Here is an 18,228-nt window from a genome sequence, read left to right as displayed (position 1 = left end):
GGATAATCTCGCGCTTTACGACACAGGGCGGTCACAACCTCCGCCCGCAAGATTCAGGAAATCACCATGAAAGCGGACATCCATCCCAAGTACGCCGACGTCAACGTCACCTGCTCGTGCGGCAACACCTTCGTGACCCGTTCGACCCTGGGCAAGCCCCAGTACCACGTCGAGGTGTGCTCGGCCTGCCATCCGTTCTACACCGGCAAGCAAAAGATCGTCGACACCGCCGGCCGCGTCGAGCGCTTCCGCCAGAAGTACGGCAACGTCCAGCGCGCGAGCTGAGCCGTCGCAAAGCCGGGATCCGCACCGCCCCGGGCGGTCGTGGCAGGATTCCGCAGGCACCGAGGAAGGCAGCGCAAGCTGCCTTTTTTATTGCCCCGCCGCCGGCAGGCACCCGCGCCCTCTCCGTCCTGCCCACTCCGCCGCGCTTGGTCCGCGCAGCCACTCCGAAGCACAATGCCCGCATGATCCGCGATCCCGCCACGCCCACCCTGTTCCAGCGCCGCGTCTACGGCACGGTCGGCCTGACCCTGCTGGTCGGCCTGTACCTGCTCGTCGGCCTGACCGCGCACGACCCCTGGCGCGGCGACGACGCGCGCCATTTCGGGCCCGTGCTGGCGATGCTGCGCGGCGAGTCCTGGCTGTTTCCCCTGCTCGCCGGCGAACCCCTGGTGGAGCATCCCCCGCTGTATTACTGGGTCGCCTCGGCCTTCTCCGCGCTCACCGCGGCCTTTCTTCCGGCGCACGCCGGGGCCCGCCTGGCGAGCGCCGTCTTCGTGGCGCTGGCGATCTGGTGGCTGGCGCGCGCGGCCGAATCCCTGCATGGTCGCGCCGCCCGCACGCCCGCCGCGCTGCTCGCGCTCGGCACGCTAGGCCTGGTCCTGCATGCGCACGAGACGCAGCCCCTGCTCGCCCTCTTCGCCATGCTCGCACTGACCCTGTCCGGCCTCGCGGAGTTGCCGACACGCCCGCTCGCCGGGGGCCTGAAGGCGGGCATGGGTAGCGGCCTGGCCTTCCTCTCCGCAGGCTTCGGCGGCCTGTGGATGAGCGCTCCCCTGTTGCCGCTGGCGATGCTGCTGAGCGCCGACTGCCGCAGCCCGCGCGCGAGCGGCGCCGTGCTGCTGGGACTGTGCCTCGCGCTGACCACCGCCGCGCTGTGGCCGCTCGTGCTCCACCTGCAACACCCCGAACTCCTGAGCCTGTGGCTGCGCAACGAGTGGCAGTGGATCGTCGGCCCGATGCTGCGCCCGGCCGAGCTGCCGCGACTGCTCGAGCTCGGCGCCTGGTTCATGTGGCCGCTGTGGCCGCTGGCCTTGTGGGCGCTCTGGCGCGCGCGCCGCCAGCCCGGCGTGCTCGCGATCCTGCTGCCGCTGGCGAGCGCCGGACTGGTGCTGGCCTGGCTGGTGGCGATCGACGATCTCTCGCAGGCCCGGCTGATCCCGCTGGTGCCCGCGCTCGCCCTGCTCGCCGCCGGCGGCGTGGCCAGCCTGCGCCGCGGCGCCGCGAGCGCGCTCGACTGGTTCTCGCTGATGAGCCTGGCCGTCTTCGGCATCCTCGTCTGGCTGGCATGGAGCGCCCAGGTCGCCGGCTGGCCGAGCGGTCTCGCACGCCACGTCGCGCGCAACGCCCCCGGCTTCGTGCCGCCGGACGCCAACCTGCGCCTGCTTGCCGGCGGCGCCATCAGCGTGGTGTGGATCCTCCTCGTCGCCCGCCTGCCCCGGTCGCCCGCACGTGCGCCGGCGAACTGGGCGATCGGCCTGGTGATGCTGTGGAGCCTGGCGGTGGTGTTGCTGATGCCCTGGTTCGACCAGGGACGCAGCTACCGCACGGTGGTGGAATCGCTCGATATCGCGGTGCGCGGCGAGCGCGGCGCACAGGCGAGGGAATGCATCGCCACCACCGGGCTGCCCGACGCGATGAAGCTGTCGATGGACTATTTCGCCGGCCTGCGCGCACGCCCGATCGACGCCGACGCCACACCGTGTGCTCTGCTGCTGGTCCATGTCGAGCGCCGCGGCCGCTCCGCCGCGCTCGCACCCGAATGGGAAACCGTGTGGGAATACCGCCGTGGTGCCGGCAAGCGCGCCGAAACCTTCCGGCTGCTGCGCCGCGCCGGACGCTGAATCGACGCATCCGTGCCGTTGCGGCGAGGTCCTTGCATTCTCGCCTGCCCGAATCGCGACTTGCGTCGCTCCTACCCGACGTCGAAGCCGCTTCACGCGCCGGTCCCCCCGTCACCTTCCGGAACCCGTAACGCCTTGGCGCCGCGTCACCCCGGGGGCACCCTGTCGGTTTTCGTGGGAGCGACGCAAGTCGCGATCGGACGGTTCGGCTGCGACGGACGTCGAGGGCCAGCGCCTGCGCACGGCCCTCAGCCGTAGATCCTGCACATCCCCGGCAGCGATACCGGGTTGGTGAAATAGCCCAGCACGCTGAAGAACACCGACAGCAGCGCGAGCACGATCAACCAGCGCCGGTGACGGCTCGCCCAGGCGACGAGGCCGCGGACCCGCCCGGCGGGACCGATCCTCATGTCGCGCTCCTCGCGCTCAGTCCAGGCGCAGGAAGTGGTCGCGATAGTGGCGCAGCTCGGCGATCGACTCGTGGATGTCGGCGAGCGCGGTGTGGCTGCCCGCCTTCTTGACACCCGCGTAGATCTCCGGACGCCAGCGCCGCGCGAGCTCCTTGAGCGTGGACACGTCGAGGTTGCGGTAGTGGAACCACGCCTCGAGTTCCGGCATCCAGCGCGCGAGGAACCTGCGGTCCTGGCACACCGAATTGCCGCACATCGGCGAGGTGCGCGCAGGCACGTGCGCGCGCAGGAAGGCCAGCACCTGCGCCTCGGCATCGGCCTCCGACATCGTGGAGGCGCGTACCCGAGCGGTGAGCCCGGACTTGCCATGGGTATTGCGGTTCCACTCGTCCATGCCGTCGAGCACGCTGTCGGGCTGATGCACGGCGATCACCGGCGCCTCGGCGATCACTTCGAGCGCCTCGTCGGTGAGCACGATCGCGATCTCGATGATGCGGTCACGATCGGGTTCGAGGCCGGTCATCTCCATGTCCAGCCATATCAGCGTCTTCGGGTCCTGTGCCATAATCCGTCCGCCCTTTTCCGGGGCCTTCCTGCGAAACAATGAGGGCGCGATTGTGTCATAGATCGCGTACGTTGCCGGCCTCGGCCAGCAGCGATCGCGCCAGCCTGTCACGGACAGCAGCGCATGGCCGGTCGGGTCGCACACCTGCCCGCAGCCCTACCTCCATCCACCGCCCGCGCTTCGCAATGACCGATCCCGCCCCATTCATGCTGTCGCCCTTCGGCCTGCCGCCTCTTTCCGCCCTGTTCCTGGCCTTCCTGGTCGCCGGTACCGTGCTCGGCCTCGGTCTGCTGCATCGCCACGCCCACCACGTGCGCCGCCATCGCGACGCGGTGCCGCAGCCCTTCGCCGGCTCGATTCCCCTGCATTCGCACCAGCGTGCCGCCGACTACACCGTCGCGCGCGCGCGCCTGTCCGCCTTCCACGCCGCGGCCAACGCCGGCTTCGTGCTCGCGCTCACGCTCGGCGGCGGGCTGCAGGCGATGCACGACGCCTGGGCGGACGTGCTGCCCGCCGGCGGGCTCGCCCACGGCGTCGCGCTGCTCGCCAGCCTGGGCGTGCTCGGCTGGCTGTTCGAACTACCCTTCGCGCTGCTGCGCACCTTCGGCATCGAGAGGACCTTCGGCTTCAACCGCATGACGCCGCGCCTCTACCTCGCCGACACCGTGCGCGAGGCCGCGCTCGCCGCGCTGATCGGGCTGCCGCTGCTCGCCGCGGTGCTGTGGCTGACGCTGGCGACGGGCGCGCTGTGGTGGGCCTGGGTGTGGGCGTTCTGGCTCGGCTTCAACCTGCTCGCGATGGTGATCTGGCCGACCTTCATCGCGCCGCTGTTCAACAAGTTCACCCCGCTCGCCGACGCCACGCTGAAGGCGCGCGTCGAGGCCCTGCTCGCGCGCTGCGGCTTTCGCGCCAAGGGCCTGTTCGTGATGGACGGCTCGCGCCGCTCGGCACACGGCAACGCCTACTTCACCGGGCTGGGCGCGGCCAAGCGCATCGTGTTCTTCGACACCCTGCTCGACAAGCTCGATGCCGACGAGGTCGAGGCGGTGCTCGCGCACGAGCTCGGCCACTTCCACCACCGCCACCTGCTGCGCCGGCTGGCGGTGCTCGCCCCGGCCAGCCTGGGCGTGCTCGCCTTGCTCGGCTGGCTCGCCCAGCAGCCCTGGTTCTTCTCCGGGCTGGGCATGCAAAGCGCCGACCTGGCGAGCGCGCTCGCCCTGTTCACGCTGGTACTGCCGGTGTTCAGCTTCCCGCTCGCGCCGCTCGCGAGCCACTGGTCGCGCAAGCACGAGTTCGAGGCCGACGCCTACGCCGCCCGCCAGGCCGACGCCGGCAAGCTGGTGAGCGCGCTGGTCAAGCTCTACCGCGACAACGCCTCCACGCTGACGCCCGACCCGCTGTACTCGCGCTTCCACGACTCGCATCCGCCCGCCGCGCTGCGCATCGCGCGCCTGCAGGCGCTGCAACGGTGAGCGGCATGCGCAAGCGCACCCACGCCGGCGCGATCGCCGAAGCCCGCATCGACGGCGTGGTCGTGGCCGCCTTCGGCCGCCACTACGAGGTCGACACCGCGCGCGGGCGCCTGCAGTGCTATCCGCGCGGCAAGAAGAGCAGCTACGCCTGCGGCGACGAGGTCGAGCTCGTGCCCGGCGGCGACGGCCAGGGCGTGATCGAGACCCTGCATCCGCGCCGCAACCTGCTGTGGCGCTCGGACGCCTTCCGCGAGAAGCTGATCGCCTCCAACCTCAGCCATCTGGTGATCGTGGTCGCCACCGAGCCCGGTTTCTCCGATCTGCTGGTGTCGCGCTGCATCGCCGCGGCCGAGAGCCAGGGCATCGTGCCGCTGATCGTGCTCAACAAGGCCGACCTCGCCGCGCGCCTCGAGGCCGCCCGCCATCAGCTCGAGCCCTTCCGCAAGCTCGGCTACGAGGTCGTCGAGGTGTCCGCGCTGCAGGGCGCGGATGCACTGCGCGCTCGCCTGGCCGGCCTGCAGGCGATCTTCGTGGGCCAGTCGGGCATGGGCAAATCGACCCTGACCAACGCCATCGTGCCGGAGGCCCAGGCCGCCACCCGCGAGATCTCGGACGCGCTCGACTCGGGCAAGCACACCACGACCTTCGCACGGCTGTACCACCTGCCGGTGACCGCCGACGAAGCCCGCGGCGGCTGGCTGATCGACAGCCCCGGCCTGCAGGTGTTCGGGCTCGCCCACCTGGCGGCGGAGGACCTCGCCGAGACCTTCGTCGAGCTGCGCCCGCACCTGGGGCGCTGCCGCTTCCGTGACTGCCGCCACGACAGCGAGCCGGGTTGCGCGCTGCTCGGAGCACTCGAAGCCGGCGCCATCCACCCGCGGCGCTGGGAGCATTTCCGCGCCATCCGCAGCGAGATCGCCGAGGCGCGACGGCTCAATCCGGGCTGGTAGGCGACGCCCGCCCGACGCGCCTGCACGCGCAACTCAGGCGCCGGCGAGCAGAAATTCCCGCACCGTGGCGATCTGCGCCGCATCCATCAGCATCGGCGCGTGCCCCACGCCGGGGAACTCCACCGTCTGCGCCCTCGGCCCGCGCGCGCCCATCGCCGCGAAGGTGGCCGGCTCCAGCAGGTCGGACTCTGCGCCGCGCAGCGCCAGGGTCGGGCAACGTATCGCTTCATATACCGGCCACAGGTCGATATCGACCGGCACCGGATTGAGCCGGAAGACTTCGCCCAGTCCGGGGTCGTACACCATCGCGTAGCCCCCTTCGGCGTCATCCATGCGACGCACCGAATATTCCGTGAGGTGGCGCCACTGCGCGTCGGTGAGCGCGCCGAAGGGCGCGCCGACCTCGCGGATGTAGGCCTCGGCCGCCGCGGGGTCGGCAAAGCGCGGCGCGCGTCCGACGTACTGGCCGATGCGACGCAGGGATGCTGCGGTGATCACCGGACCGACGTCGTTCAAGACCAGCCGGGTGATCGGCGTGCCGGCCAGGCTCGCGAGCAGCATGCCGATGATGCCGCCCATCGAGGTGCCGACCCAGTGCACCTCCTCGACGTCGAGGCGGGCGATCAGGGTGACCATGTCGGCGACGTAGACCGGGAAGCCGTAGTCCGCCTTGTCCGTCAGCCAGTCGCTGCGCCCGCGCCCGACCACGTCCGGGCAGACGACGCGGTACTCGCCGGCGAGCGCGCGCGCGAGATCGTCGAAGTCGCGGCCGTTGCGGGTGAGACCGTGGACACAGACCAGCACGCGCCGATTCGTCGGCTCGCCCCATTCGGTGTAGGCCACGCGGTGCAGGCCGTGCGGCCCGCTGCACAGCACATGCCGGGCGCGCGGCTGGAGCAGCGGTTGCGCGGCGCGCACACGCTCCGGCTCCACCGCGGCACGCTCGGCCGGGGTCGTCGGTGCGGACGGGCTGAAGAACTTCTTGAGCGAATCGAGCAGGGACATGAGGGGCGGGCACTCGGAACGGGTTTCGGGTCGCTGCAAGTCTAGCCCGAAGCGGCGGATCCGGGACACAAGCCCGCCGCCCTCAGCGACCGTGCCAGTAGCGCGGCTGCATCTCGCGCTCGGCGTTCACCTGGACGCCCTCCTCCGGCGCCGCCGCGAAGTCGATCCGGATCGCACCCTGCGCATCGGTGCGCCAATTGCGTGCCCCCGCCTCCGCCCAGCGCGCCCACACCTCGGGGTGGGGATGGCCGAAGCTGTTGCGGCTGCCGGCGGAGTGGACCGCGTGTTCCGGGAGGGTCGCGTCGACGAAGGCGGCCGAGGACGACGAGCGGCTGCCATGGTGGGCGCTGACCACGACCGCGGCGGAAAGGCTTGCCGGTGGCTGGCGGGCGATCAGCTTGGCCTCGGCGGCGGTGCCGATGTCGCCGGTCAGCAGCAGCGCGCCGGCGGCGCCAACGACGCGCAGCACGCAGGAGGCGTCGTTGTCGTGCGGACTTGCGCCCGCGCCTGCCGGCTCCTCGCTCGGCGCGCGCACGGGCGCCGGATGCAGAATCTCGAAGCGCACGCCATCGCGCTCCCATGCGGGCACGCGTGCGCAGTCCGCAGGCTCGCGCCCGTGCGCCAGGCGGGCCGCCCAGGCTGCGCGTTCGCGCGCATGGACGGCCTGTCCGGCCAGCACCGTGCCCACCGGCAGGCCGGCGAGCAGCGAGGCCGCGCCACCCACATGATCGGAATCCGGATGCGACAGCACCACCCGATCCAGCCGGCGCACGCCGGCCGCGCGCAGCCAGGGCAGGACCACCCGCTCGCCGGCATCGGACTCGCTGCCGAAGGGTGGCCCGCTGTCGTAGAGGAGGTCATGCGCACGCGTCTGCACATGCACCGCGAGACCCTGGCCGACGTCCAGCACCCAGGCGCGGAAACCGCCCTCCTGCGGGCGCGCCGGCTGCCAGGACAGCAGCGCCGCGAGCAATGCCGGTGCCGCCAACCGCCCCGGGCTTGCGCGCGGCAGCAGCAGGATCGCCACGGCGGCGAGCGCACCGCCGAAAAGCCACGGCGGCGGCGCCGCGCGCTCGATCATCGCCCTCTCGAGCGCTGCAAGCGGCGCAAGGAAATCCATCATCCACCCCGCGGCGAAGTCGGCAGGCACGAGCAGCAAGGGGATCGGCCAGGGAATCGCGAGCAGCACCAGCGGCGTGACGACGAAGCTCACCAGCGGAATCGCCACCAGGTTGGCAAGCGGCGACAGCAACGGAACCGCCTGGAACTGCGCAAGCAGCAGCGGCACCAGCGCGAAGCTGATCGCGAGCTGCACGCGCAGCGCGGCGCGCCAGCCGGCCGACGGTGCGACACGGCCGCCGAGCACGGCGAGGATCACCGCCACCGCACCAAAGGACAGCCAGAAGCCGGCCGACAGCACCGCCCAGGGATCGACCACCAGCACCACGAGCAATGCGATCGCGAGTACGCGCGAGGGCGGTATGCGCCGCCCGCCGATCAGCGCCAGCGCGCCCACCAGCAGCATCAGCCAGGCGCGCAGCACCGGAACGCCCATGCCGGCCAGCAAGGCATAGGCGGTGGCCCCGGCCAGCCCGCCGAGCGCGTGCACCTGCTGCACCGGAACACGCAGCACCAGCGCCGGCTGCCGGCGCCACGCCGCGCCGGCGAGACCGCCGCAGAACATCGCCACCAGCGCCACGTGCAGGCCCGAGATGGACACCAGGTGGGCGACGCCGGTGCGGCGGAAGATCTCCCACTGCCCGGCATCGATGCCTTGTTGATCGCCGACCGCGAGCGCCACCAACAGGCCGGCGTGCGCCCCGTCGGGCAGGGCGGCGAGGATGCGCTCGCGCACCGTCGCGCGCACGCGATGGACGTGCTGCATCCAGGTGGCGGGAAGCTCGTCTAGGAGCCGCCCCGTCCCCCGCACGCTGCCCGTGGCGCGAACCCCGCGCTCGAGCAACCAGGCCTCGTAGTCGAAGCCGGAGGGATTGGCGAAACCGTGGGGCCGCCACAGACGCACGGTCAGCGCCCAGCGCTCGCCCGGACGGGGCATCGCCAGCGGCAGGGGGCTCGCGGAATCGGCCTCGGCGTCGAGCTTGGCCTCGACAACGGTGCGTTCGGGACGCCAGGCCAGCTGCACGAGTCCCGGCACGCCGGGCGTGTCGGGCTCGACCTCGAAGTCGAAGCGCCAGCCGGACCCGCTCGCGCGTGGCAGCCCGGCCACCCTGCCCCGCAGCTGCAACTCGACACCGTCGAGGGTGCCGGCGAGCTCGTCGCTCAGCCGGACCTCGGCCCGCCACGCCGCCCAGCCCGCGCCGGCGGCGAGCGCACCGAGTGCGGCCAGGGCGATGGGGATCCAGCGCCCAGCCCGAGCCGCCGACCCGCGGCCCCACGCCAACACCAACGCGAGCCGCAAGCCGAGCGCAGCGACGAGGCCGAGCGCCGCCGCGGCCACGACGCCATCGAGCGCAGCCGACCGCTGGACGAGGACGGTGCCGGCGAGGAAGGCGAGAGCGATGATGCGCATGGCATCGAGTATGCCTGAGGCATTCCCGGAAGGGCGGGCGCCGTGATCGCCGGCCGCCATCCCGCCCTCGACGGACGATCGCGACCCGGGCCGCCGCGTCGAGGATGGCCGCGCATGCCACGACGCGATGGGCCGGGCTCCTGCTAGACTCGCCCACGCGGACCTGAACCATGCGCAAGCTCTTCAAACGCTTCCTCCCCGACCACCGCAGCGTCAGCGAGAACCGCTGGCTGCGGCCGTTCGCGTCCACCTTGCTGCATCCGCGCCTGTGGCACCTGAACCGCCATTCGGCGGCCGGGGCGGTGGCGGTGGGAATGTTCTGCGGCCTCATTCCCGGCCCCTTCCAGATGCCGAGCGCGGCGCTGTTTTGCGTGCTCTTCAGGGTCAACCTGCCGCTGGCGCTGATCACCACGCTCTACAGCAACCCGCTCACCATCGTCCCCCTCTACGTCGCGGCATTCGCGATCGGGAGCCTGATGTCGGGAAATGGTGCAGTCGCGTTCATCCCGCCGCCGGACTTCGCCGGCTTCGATCCACTGCAGTGGGCGGCCGACCTCGCAGCCTGGGCGGGCGAGCTGGGCCGCCCGCTGGTGGTCGGCCTGATCGTGCTCGCGGCAAGCCTGTCGATGGTGTCGTATCTGGCGGTGCGCTGGGGCTGGCGGCTGTGGCTGATCCGCCAGTGGCGGCAGCGACGGCAACGGCGATAAGCGGGCGCAGCGTCCGGTCCGCAAGATTCGAGCCCTGCGCGCGGCACGGCCTTCGCATCGCCGCAGGGCTCATGGAGAATCGATCGCAGCGGGTACCGCGAACACTTCAGACGCGGAAGCGGCTGGCCTGCTCGCGCAGGGTGCCGGCGAGCTGCTCGAGCGTCTCGGCGGTGGCCGCGGTCTCGCGCACGGTCACGCTGTTGTGCTCGGTCATGTCGGCGATGCGCTCGATGTTGCGCGCGATGTCGTTGCTCGCCAGGCTCTGCTCGTGCAGGGCGGTGGAGATCTCGCGCACCGCGGTGAGCACCTGGTCGGCGCCCGCGCTGATCTGCGCCATCGAGGAGCCGGCGCGGTTGCTCATCTCCACGCCGTCGCGCACGCGCTGCACGCCCTGCTGCATGGTGTCGACCGCGCGCTCGGTGCCCTGCTGGATCGCCGCCACCATGCCGCCGATCTCGCGCGTGGCGAGCGAGGTGCGCTCGGCGAGCTTGCGCACCTCGTCGGCCACCACCGCGAAGCCGCGCCCGGTCTCGCCCGCACGGGCGGCCTCGATCGCGGCGTTGAGCGCGAGCAGGTTGGTCTGGTCGGCGATGTCGCGGATCGAGTCGACGATCGCGTTGATCTGGCGCGACTTCTCGCCGAGCTCGCGGATGGCCTCGCTCGACAGATCCACCGCCTCGGCGATGCGCTCCATCTCGGCCACCGACTGCTCCATGACCGAGCGCCCCTCCTGCGAGAGCCGGCCCGAATCCTCGGCAAGCTGCTGCGCGGTCGAGGCGTGGTGGGCGATGCCGTCGACCCCGCGCGTCATCTCCTCGACCGCTGCGGCCACGCTGGAGGCAGCGTCGCTCTGCGTCTCGGAGCCCTCCAGCACGCGACGCGCGGAGGCCGACATCTCGGTGGCGGCGCCGCCGACGTGGGCGGCACCGGTCTGGATGTCGCGGATGAGGCCGGCGACGTGATCGGCCATCGAATTGAACTGGCGCGCCACCTCGGCGAGCTCGTCGCGCGCCGAGAACTGCACGCGGCTGCGATAGTCGCCCGCGGCGAAGCCCTGCGCGCCGGCCGAGAGCTCGCGCACCGAGCGCACGATGGCGAGATAGATGCCGATGAAGAGATAGCCTGCGAGCAGCATGCCGACCGCCGAAATCGCCACCTGGGTCTGCAGGCGCTGGTTCAGGCGGTCGCGGCGCGCCTCGAGCAGGCGGCCGACCTCGGGGCGCAGCACCTGGTCGAAGTTGCGTACCGCGGTGTCGATCGCGCCGGTGACCAGTTCGAAGAAGGCCGCCGAGCTCAGGCCGAAGCGCTGGTCGAGAAGCTCCTTCCCCGTAGCCTCACGCACCCGCGCGACACCCTCGGAGATTTCGCGGCCCATGCCGTCGACGCTAGCGGCGAGGCTGGCGTTGGCCGCCGCGGTGCGGCGCAGGCGCTCCAGCACCGCAGACTCGGCGCGGCCGATCTCGGCGAGCAGCGCGACCAGGGCGTGCTCGTCGCTGCGCGCAAGCTCGCGGCGGGCGCTCAGCGCCGTGCCACGGGCACGCAGTTGACCGAGCCGCTCGCTGAGTTCAGGCAGCGCGCCGAGCAGCGGCGCGAGCAGGTTGGAACTCGCCGGCTCGGGGTCGAGCGACAGCCCGGAGGCGTCGCCGAGCTCGCCGAGCCAGCGCATGAGTCCGGCGATCGTCTCGGTGTGCAGGCGGAAATTCTCCGCGCCTGCCATGGAGAGCCCGCTGTCGGCGAGGCGTACCAGCGCCGCCCGCTGCATCTGCCAGCCCGCGCGCAAGCCCGACCAGCCGGCATCGCCGTCGATTGCCGCGTCGAGTGCGCCGAGCGCGGCACGCAACTCCGCCGCCTTCGCCTCGCGCTTGGGCGCCAGCTCGCTGCTGCCCCCCAGCACACCGGCGGACAGGCCGCGGTGCTGCTGCGTCTTGAGGATCACGCCGAAGCCCGCGTCGAACAGCTGCAGGCCGGCGATCTCGCGTTCGGTCACGCGGATCTCTTCGCGCAGGCTGGTGAAGATCTGCGCGAGCAGGATCACCGAGGCGACGGCACAGACGAGGATGATGAGCCCGAACTTGAGCGGATAGCTCAGGCGGTCGAGCAGGCGGACGGCAGGCTGGAAGAGGATTTTCATGGCTCGATTCCCGGCGCGGGGCCGGACAGGATGGTCTTCGAGCCTGTATACGGTCGTTTCCGGTAGAACTTGACCCATCCCGGGGCGTTGCCGCGGGATTTTTTCCTCAAGCGCCGAGCCGGCCGTCCACCAGGCGGAGCGTGCGTTGCGCGCGCGCGGCCAGGGTCTCGTCGTGGGTGACGATGACGAAGCTGGTCGCCAGGCGCTCGTTGAGCGAAAGCATGAGATCGAACACCGCACCGGCTGTGCGGCGGTCGAGGTTGCCGGTGGGCTCGTCTGCGAGCACGCAGGCGGGCTGTGTGACGAGCGCGCGCGCGATCGCGGCGCGCTGGCGTTCGCCGCCGGAGAGCTCGCCCGGAGCGTGGTCGAGGCGATGGCCGAGGCCGACCTCGCGCAGCATCTGCGCGGCACGCTCGTCCGCCTCGGCACGCGCGACGCGGCGGATGTAGAGCGGCATCGCGACGTTCTCGAGCGCCGAGAACTCCGGCAGCAGGTGATGGAACTGATACACGAAGCCGAGCGAGGCGTTGCGCAGGCGTCCGCGCGCGGCCTCCGACATGGTCGAGAAGTCCTGCCCCATCAGCCGCACCCTGCCCGCGCTGGGCACGTCGAGTCCGCCGAGCAGGTGCATCAGGGTGCTCTTGCCCGAGCCGGACGAGCCCACGATCGCGACGCGCTCGCCACGCCGCACCTCGAGCTCGACGCCGTCGAGCACGCGCACCGCCTCCGCGCCCTCGCGAAACTGTTTGGACAGCCCGGTGCAGGCGACGACCACGGGTTGCGCGCCGGTATCCAGGGTTTCATTCATAGCGCAGCGCCTCCGCAGGATTCACCTTCGAGGCGCGCCAGCTCGGGTAGAGCGCGGCCACCAGGGTCAGCACGAAGGAAACGGTGACGATGGTGCTCACGTCCGAGCCCAGGACCTTCGAAGGCAGCTCGTTGATGTAATAGATTTCCTTGTTCCACAGCGTCGCCCCGGTGAGCGTCTCGAGCGCGGGGATCACCACGTCGAGGTTGTGCGCGATCGCCAGCCCGCCGGCCACGCCCGCGGCCAGGCCCACCAGGCCGATCACCGAGCCCTGCAGCACGAAGATCGCCATGATCGAGACCGGGCTCGCGCCCAGCGTGCGCAGGATGGCGATGTCGGCGTACTTCTCCTGCACCGCCATCACCAGCGTGGAGACGATGTTGAAGGCCGCGACCGCCACGATCAGGAAGAGGATCAGCGTCATCATGGTCTTCTCGAGCGCGACCGCGCGGAAGAAGTTGGCGTGGCTGCGCGTCCAGTCGGCGACGACCAAACCCGGCTCGCTGATCGTCATCGCCAGCTCGCGCGCCACCCGCGGCGCTGCGAAGAGGTCGTCGAGCTTCAGGCGCACGCCGCTCACCGCGTCGCCCAGCCGGTACAGCGCCTGGGCGTCGGCGATGTGCACGAGCGCGAGGCTGGAGTCGTACTCGTACATGCCGGCCTCGAAGATGCCCACCACCTCGAACTGCTTGACGCGCGGCAGCACCGCCGCCGGCGTCACCAGGCCCTGCGGCGCGATCAGCGTGACCTTCTCGCCCAGGCGCACGCGCAGCGCGGCGGCGAGGTCGCGTCCGAGCACGATGCCGAAGCGGCCCGCCTGCAGTGCATCGAAGCTGCCGGCCTGCATGTAGCGGCCGAAATCGGCGACCTTTTCCTCCGCGGACGGGATCACCCCGCGCACCAGCGTTCCGCGCACGCCCTCGTCGAAGGAGAGCATGCCCTGCTCCTGCACGTAGGGCGCCGCGGCGCGCACCGAGGGGTTGCGCAGCGACTCGTCGGCGACCTGCTGCCAGGCCATGAGCCCGCCCTCCGGGCTCTGCACCTGCACGTGCGAGGCGACACCGAGGATGCGGGTGCGCAACTCCTCCTGGAAGCCGTTCATCACCGAAAGCACCACGATCAGCGCCGCGACGCCCAGCGCGATGCCGAACATCGATACCAGGGAGATGAAGGAGATGAAGCGGTTGCGCCCCTGGGCGCGCTTGCGCGAGCGGGTGTAGCGCAGGCCGACGAGGATTTCGTATGGCATTGCTTGCTGTCGACGATGGCCGGGAAGGACAAGGGCGGCATTGTGCCCGCTGGCGGTCGCGCGCGCGACCTCGAAACGCATGCGGATGTAAGCCCGGCCGCGGCGGCGGTCCCACCTGCGGGCTGGCCGCTCCGCACGATTCGTGGAACACTCGCGAACAGGCCACCCCCTCACCCCTCCCGCCCATGACGCAGGACGCAGGATCCGCGCAAGTTCGCGCCGCCGCCATGCTCGACCGCAGCACGGCCGCCTGGCTCGCGCTCATCCTGGGCCTGCTCCTGACGGCGGTGCTGTGGAGATACGTCGACGCCCATCTCGAGGAGCGGACGCGCGACCGCTTCGCCACGCACGCCACGCTGGCCCGCGACAACCTGCTCTCGCGCGTGCAGGCCTACGAGCAGGTGCTGCATGGCGGCGCCGCGCTGTTCGCCGCGAGCGACCACGTCGGCCGGTCCGAGTGGGCGGCCTATGTCGCAGCCCTCCACCTCGAGCGCTCGCTGCCCGGTATCCAGGGCACCGGCTTCACCGTCATGCTGCTCCCGGCGCAGCTGGAGGCCCACGTCGCGGCGGTGCGCGCCGAAGGCTTCCCCGACTACACGGTACATCCGCCCGGGTATCGCGACCGCTACAGCAGCATCGTCTACCTGGAGCCCTTCGACGGGCGCAACCGGCGCGCCTTCGGCTACGACATGTATTCCGAGCCGGTGCGCCGCGAGGCCATGGAGCGCGCGCGCGACACGGGAACGGCCGCGCTCAGCGGCAGGGTCACCCTGGTTCAGGAGTTCGGCACCGAGGTGCAGCCCGGCTTCCTGATCTACCTGCCCGTGTACGCGAAGGCCATGCCGGTCGCGAGCGTGGAGCAGCGCCGCGCCGCCTTGCTGGGCTACGTCTACGCGCCGTTCCGCGCGTACGACATGATGCAGGCCATCTTCCGCGACGACCTGCGCGACGCCGACATCGAACTGCACGACCTGCACGAATCGCCGCAGACCCTGCTCTACGCCTCGGCCGAGCGCAATGCCGCCGCGCACTACGTCGTCACCCACGCGGTCGAGGTCGCAGGGCGCGAATGGGTGGTCCGCTTCAGCAGCACGCCGGCCTTCGAGGCCGACCACGCGAGCGCGGAACCCGCCCTGATCCTCTACGGTGGCAGCGCTCTCAGCCTGATGCTGTTCGCGGTGATGCACAGCAACGCCCGCCACCGCCGCCGCATGCGTGCCGCCGCGTCGCACCTGGCGCACAGCCGCGACGAGTTCCGCACCCTGGTCGAGAACGTGCCCGGCGTCGTCTTCCGCTGCCAGATCGAACCGCCCTGGAGGGTGATGCACATCAGCCGCGGGATCACCGCGCTCACCGGGGCGACACCCGAGGATTTCATGTCCGGTCGATTGTCGTTCGGAGACTTCATCCTGCATGAGGACGTCCCCACGATCGTCGCCGCGATCGAGAGCGCACGCATCAGTCACACCAACTACGAGGTGGAATACCGCATGCGCGGGCGCGACCGGCGCGTCCATTGGGTCAGCGAGCGCGGCCGCGTGGCGGTCGACGCCGATGATGAACCGCTCCGGCTCGACGGGGTGATCATCGACATCACCGAACGCAAGGCCGCCGAGGAAGCGATCCGCAATCTCGCCTTCGTCGACACGCTGACCCAGCTCCCCAACCGCCGTTTCCTGCTCGACCGCCTGCGCCAGGGCCTGGCCAACGCGCGCCGCCACGGCCGCCACGGGGCGCTGCTGTTCATCGATATCGACCACTTCAAGCGCGTAAACGACACCTACGGCCACGAGGCCGGCGACCAGCTGCTATGCGAGATCGCGGCGCGCCTGCGCCAGGTGGTGCGCGAGGGCGACACCGTGGCGCGCCTCGGTGGAGACGAGTTCGTGGTGATGCTGGAGGATCTGGGCGACGCCACAGCCGAGGCGGGCGAAAAGGCAGCCCTGATCGCCGGCAACATCCTCGCCGCACTCAACGAGCCATACGCAATCGGGGCAGTGCGTCATCACAGCACGCCCAGCATCGGCATCGCCTGCTTCGACGGCGGCGAGCAGCGCGCCGAAGAACTGCTGCGGCGGGCCGACGAGGCGATGTACCGCGCCAAGGCCGGCGGACGCAACCGGCTCGAGACGCTGAACGCCTCCTAGGCCCCGCGCCTCGCCCGCGATTTCGCGCAACCACCCGGCTTGCGCCCGCCCCCGGCCTTCGCCGCCACCAGCCGTGCCGGCTGCTGGCGCGGCACCAGGCAGTGCGGACCGTTGCCGATCAGCTCGGCGCGCCCCATCTCGATCAGCGCCTCGCGCAGCAGCGGCCAGTTCTCCGGGTCGTGCCAGCGCAGGAAGGCCTTGTGCAGCTTGCGGATGCGGCCGGCGCGCGCGGTCTCCACCAACTCGGAATCCGCCGACACCTTCTTCAGCGGGTTCTTGCGCGAGTGGTACATCGTGGTCGCCAGCGCCATCGGCGTGGGCAGGAAGGTCTGCACCTGGTCGAGGCGGAAGTCGTGCGCCTTGAGCCACAGCGCCAGGTTGAGCATGTCCTCGTCGGTGGTGCCCGGATGGGCGGCGATGAAGTACGGCACCAGGTGCTGCTTCTTGCCCGCGAGCTTCGAGTACTTCTCGAACATGCGCGCGAACTCCTCGTAGGCGCCGATGCCCGGCTTCATCATCTTGGAGAGCGTGTTCTCCTCGGTGTGCTCGGGCGCGATCTTGAGCAGGCCGCTGACGTGGTGGGTGACGAGCTCCTTCACGTATTCCGGGGAGCGCACCGCGAGGTCGTAGCGCAGGCCCGAGCCGATGGTGATGCGCTTGATCCCCGGCACCGCGCGCGCCTTGCGGTAGAGCTCGACGAGCGAGGAATGGTCGGTGTCGAGGTTTTCGCAGATGCCCGGATACACGCACGAGAGCCGCCGGCAGTTCTCCTCGATCGCCTTGCTCTTGCACGCCATGCGGTACATGTTGGCGGTGGGCCCGCCGAGGTCGGTGATGTGGCCCTTGAAGTCGGGCGACTTGTCGCGGATCTCCTCGATCTCGTGAATGATGGATTCGTGCGAACGGCTCTGGATGATGCGGCCCTCGTGCTCGGTGATCGAGCAGAAGGTGCAGCCGCCGAAGCAACCACGCATGATGTTGATCGAGAACTTGATCATGTCCCACGCCGGGATGCGCGCGCCGCCGTAGCTCGGGTGCGGCGCACGCGCGAACGGCCGGTCGTAGACGAAGTCCATCTCGGGCGTGGTGAGCGGCACCGGCGGCGGGTTGATCCACACGTCGCGCGCGCCCGGGCCCTCGCCATGGCACTGCACCAGCGCGCGCGCATTGCCCGGATTGGACTCGAGGTGGAACACGCGCGAGGCGTGGGCGTACAGCACCGGATCGTCCTTGACCTCCTCGTACGCGGGCAGGCGGATCACCGTGCGCGCGCGGTCGGCGCGGCGCGCCGCGACGCGCTCGGCCGCCGGCACGATGCGCACCGGCTGGGCGCCGTCGGCGGCGGGCCTGGGCGCGGCGGCGGCCGGCTCCATCGCGTAGGGGTCGGGGTGGGCGTCGATGCGGCCGGGCTTGTCGAGCGCGCGCGAATCGAGCTCGTGCCATTCGTCCGCCGGCCGCCAGCCCGGCTTGACCATGAACGCGGTGCCGCGCAGGTCGCGGATCGATTCGATCGGCTCGCCCGCGGCCAGCCGATGCGTCAGCGCCACCAGCGCACGCTCGGCGTTGCCGAACAGCAGGATGTCGGCCTTGGAGTCGGGCAGCACCGAGCGCCGCACCTTGTCCGACCAGTAGTCGTAGTGCGCGATGCGGCGCAGCGAGGCCTCGATGCTGCCGATCACGATCGGCGTGCCGGGGTACGCCTCGCGCGCGCGCTGGGCATACACGGTCACCGCGCGGTCCGGGCGCTTGCCGGCCTCGGCGCCGGGCGTGTAGGCGTCGTCGGAGCGGATCTTGCGGTCCGAGGTGTAGCGATTGACCAGCGAGTCCATGTTGCCGGCGGTGATGCCGAAATACAGCCGCGGCCGCCCCAGCGCGCGGAAAGGCTCGGCCGAGTGCCAGTCGGGCTGGCTGAGGATGCCGACGCGGAAACCGTGCGCCTCGAGCAGCCGTCCGACCAAGGCCATGCCGAAGCTCGGGTGGTCGATGTAGGCGTCGCCGGTGACGAGGATGACGTCGCATTCGTCCCAGCCCAGCGCGTCCATCTCGGCGCGCGACATGGGCAGGAAGGGGGCGGCGCGGCAGCCGGGAACGGCGCCGGCAAAGAGGCTGGTCGCGACCGGGTCGGCAA

Annotated in this window: 14 protein-coding genes; 6 read left to right on the top strand and 8 right to left on the bottom strand. The window is 71.1% G+C overall.

Translation table 11 applies throughout. The features are described from left to right. The first annotated feature begins 66 nt into the window (after positions 1–66). Together rpmE and TMZ1T_RS09895 are read left to right on the top strand one after the other, a co-directional pair. Positions 67–285 carry a 50S ribosomal protein L31 gene (gene rpmE / locus TMZ1T_RS09900; protein WP_004301272.1) on the top strand — a complete coding sequence of 73 codons (219 nt, stop codon included), beginning with the start codon at positions 67–69 and terminating at the stop codon, positions 283–285. A 182-nt stretch (positions 286–467) separates the two neighbouring features. Further along, the gene (locus tag TMZ1T_RS09895; RefSeq protein ID WP_004301274.1) at positions 468–2,126 is read left to right on the top strand and encodes an ArnT family glycosyltransferase; all 1,659 of its coding nucleotides are present in this window, start codon (positions 468–470) and stop codon (positions 2,124–2,126) included. Between the two features lie 248 nt (positions 2,127–2,374). Here TMZ1T_RS09895 and TMZ1T_RS21320 read toward each other — a convergent pair whose 3' ends face one another. After that, positions 2,375–2,536 (bottom strand): hypothetical protein, encoded by a 162-nt coding sequence (locus TMZ1T_RS21320; protein ID WP_004301276.1) that lies wholly within the window; start codon positions 2,534–2,536, stop codon positions 2,375–2,377. Between the two features lie 16 nt (positions 2,537–2,552). Further along, entirely contained in the window at positions 2,553–3,101 is a 549-nt protein-coding gene (orn, locus tag TMZ1T_RS09890) for an oligoribonuclease (protein ID WP_004301277.1), read from the bottom strand. 185 nt (positions 3,102–3,286) lie between these two features. Here orn and TMZ1T_RS09885 point away from each other — a divergent pair, with 185 nt between their 5' ends. Continuing rightward, positions 3,287–4,573, top strand: coding sequence for a M48 family metallopeptidase (locus TMZ1T_RS09885; RefSeq protein WP_004301279.1), 1,287 nt, complete (start codon positions 3,287–3,289; stop codon positions 4,571–4,573). Between the two features lie 5 nt (positions 4,574–4,578). Beyond that, positions 4,579–5,523: a ribosome small subunit-dependent GTPase A gene (rsgA, locus tag TMZ1T_RS09880; protein WP_012585307.1), complete on the top strand. Its 945-nt coding sequence runs from the start codon at positions 4,579–4,581 to the stop codon at positions 5,521–5,523. A 33-nt stretch (positions 5,524–5,556) separates the two neighbouring features. Here the strand turns inward: rsgA and TMZ1T_RS09875 are convergent, their stop codons facing one another. Further along, complete coding sequence (locus TMZ1T_RS09875; RefSeq protein WP_012585306.1) at positions 5,557–6,528, bottom strand: alpha/beta fold hydrolase; 972 nt, start codon at positions 6,526–6,528, stop codon at positions 5,557–5,559. 82 nt (positions 6,529–6,610) lie between these two features. Then, complete coding sequence (locus tag TMZ1T_RS09870) at positions 6,611–9,058, bottom strand: DNA internalization-related competence protein ComEC/Rec2 (protein WP_041589643.1); 2,448 nt, start codon at positions 9,056–9,058, stop codon at positions 6,611–6,613. A 170-nt stretch (positions 9,059–9,228) separates the two neighbouring features. Here TMZ1T_RS09870 and TMZ1T_RS09865 point away from each other — a divergent pair, with 170 nt between their 5' ends. Then, on the top strand, positions 9,229–9,765 hold the full coding sequence (locus TMZ1T_RS09865; RefSeq protein WP_004301288.1) for a DUF2062 domain-containing protein: 537 nt from the start codon (positions 9,229–9,231) through the stop codon (positions 9,763–9,765). Between the two features lie 106 nt (positions 9,766–9,871). Here TMZ1T_RS09865 and TMZ1T_RS09860 read toward each other — a convergent pair whose 3' ends face one another. The 3 genes from TMZ1T_RS09860 to TMZ1T_RS09850 all read right to left on the bottom strand — a co-directional run bounded on the left by TMZ1T_RS09860 (position 9,872) and on the right by TMZ1T_RS09850 (position 13,953). Continuing rightward, complete coding sequence (locus TMZ1T_RS09860; protein WP_012585304.1) at positions 9,872–11,896, bottom strand: methyl-accepting chemotaxis protein; 2,025 nt, start codon at positions 11,894–11,896, stop codon at positions 9,872–9,874. A 106-nt stretch (positions 11,897–12,002) separates the two neighbouring features. Continuing rightward, positions 12,003–12,704: a lipoprotein-releasing ABC transporter ATP-binding protein LolD gene (gene lolD, locus TMZ1T_RS09855; RefSeq protein WP_004325086.1), complete on the bottom strand. Its 702-nt coding sequence runs from the start codon at positions 12,702–12,704 to the stop codon at positions 12,003–12,005. Continuing rightward, positions 12,697–13,953, bottom strand: coding sequence for a lipoprotein-releasing ABC transporter permease subunit (locus tag TMZ1T_RS09850; RefSeq protein ID WP_012585303.1), 1,257 nt, complete (start codon positions 13,951–13,953; stop codon positions 12,697–12,699). The genes lolD and TMZ1T_RS09850 overlap by 8 nt, the downstream gene beginning before the upstream one ends. A 227-nt stretch (positions 13,954–14,180) precedes the next feature. Between TMZ1T_RS09850 and TMZ1T_RS09845 the strand changes: the two genes are divergently transcribed. Then, positions 14,181–16,100: a CHASE domain-containing protein gene (locus tag TMZ1T_RS09845; protein ID WP_012585302.1), complete on the top strand. Its 1,920-nt coding sequence runs from the start codon at positions 14,181–14,183 to the stop codon at positions 16,098–16,100. Here TMZ1T_RS09845 and TMZ1T_RS09840 read toward each other — a convergent pair. Beyond that, on the bottom strand, positions 16,097–18,157 hold the full coding sequence (locus tag TMZ1T_RS09840) for a YgiQ family radical SAM protein (protein ID WP_041589836.1): 2,061 nt from the start codon (positions 18,155–18,157) through the stop codon (positions 16,097–16,099). The genes TMZ1T_RS09845 and TMZ1T_RS09840 overlap by 4 nt on opposite strands. Positions 18,158–18,228 lie beyond the last annotated feature (71 nt).

Source organism: Thauera aminoaromatica, from assembly GCF_000021765.1.
Lineage (GTDB): Bacteria > Pseudomonadota > Gammaproteobacteria > Burkholderiales > Rhodocyclaceae > Thauera > Thauera aminoaromatica.
This window is presented reverse-complemented; position numbering and strand designations above follow the sequence as displayed.

Excerpts from the sequence above, each read along its gene's own strand:
- TMZ1T_RS09895 (WP_004301274.1), top strand. The coding sequence starts at position 468 with ATGATCCGCGATCCCGCCACGCCCACCCTGTTCCAGCGCCGCGTCTAC.
- TMZ1T_RS09850 (WP_012585303.1), bottom strand. The coding sequence starts at position 13,953 with ATGCCATACGAAATCCTCGTCGGCCTGCGCTACACCCGCTCGCGCAAG.
- TMZ1T_RS09875 (WP_012585306.1), bottom strand. The coding sequence starts at position 6,528 with ATGTCCCTGCTCGATTCGCTCAAGAAGTTCTTCAGCCCGTCCGCACCG.
- TMZ1T_RS09840 (WP_041589836.1), bottom strand. The coding sequence starts at position 18,157 with ATGTCGCGCGCCGAGATGGACGCGCTGGGCTGGGACGAATGCGACGTC.
- TMZ1T_RS09870 (WP_041589643.1), bottom strand. The coding sequence starts at position 9,058 with ATGCGCATCATCGCTCTCGCCTTCCTCGCCGGCACCGTCCTCGTCCAG.
- TMZ1T_RS09885 (WP_004301279.1), top strand. The coding sequence starts at position 3,287 with ATGACCGATCCCGCCCCATTCATGCTGTCGCCCTTCGGCCTGCCGCCT.
- TMZ1T_RS09860 (WP_012585304.1), bottom strand. The coding sequence starts at position 11,896 with ATGAAAATCCTCTTCCAGCCTGCCGTCCGCCTGCTCGACCGCCTGAGC.
- TMZ1T_RS09845 (WP_012585302.1), top strand. The coding sequence starts at position 14,181 with ATGCTCGACCGCAGCACGGCCGCCTGGCTCGCGCTCATCCTGGGCCTG.
- TMZ1T_RS09865 (WP_004301288.1), top strand. The coding sequence starts at position 9,229 with ATGCGCAAGCTCTTCAAACGCTTCCTCCCCGACCACCGCAGCGTCAGC.
- rsgA (WP_012585307.1), top strand. The coding sequence starts at position 4,579 with ATGCGCAAGCGCACCCACGCCGGCGCGATCGCCGAAGCCCGCATCGAC.
- rpmE (WP_004301272.1), top strand. The coding sequence starts at position 67 with ATGAAAGCGGACATCCATCCCAAGTACGCCGACGTCAACGTCACCTGC.
- TMZ1T_RS21320 (WP_004301276.1), bottom strand. The coding sequence starts at position 2,536 with ATGAGGATCGGTCCCGCCGGGCGGGTCCGCGGCCTCGTCGCCTGGGCG.
- lolD (WP_004325086.1), bottom strand. The coding sequence starts at position 12,704 with ATGAATGAAACCCTGGATACCGGCGCGCAACCCGTGGTCGTCGCCTGC.
- orn (WP_004301277.1), bottom strand. The coding sequence starts at position 3,101 with ATGGCACAGGACCCGAAGACGCTGATATGGCTGGACATGGAGATGACC.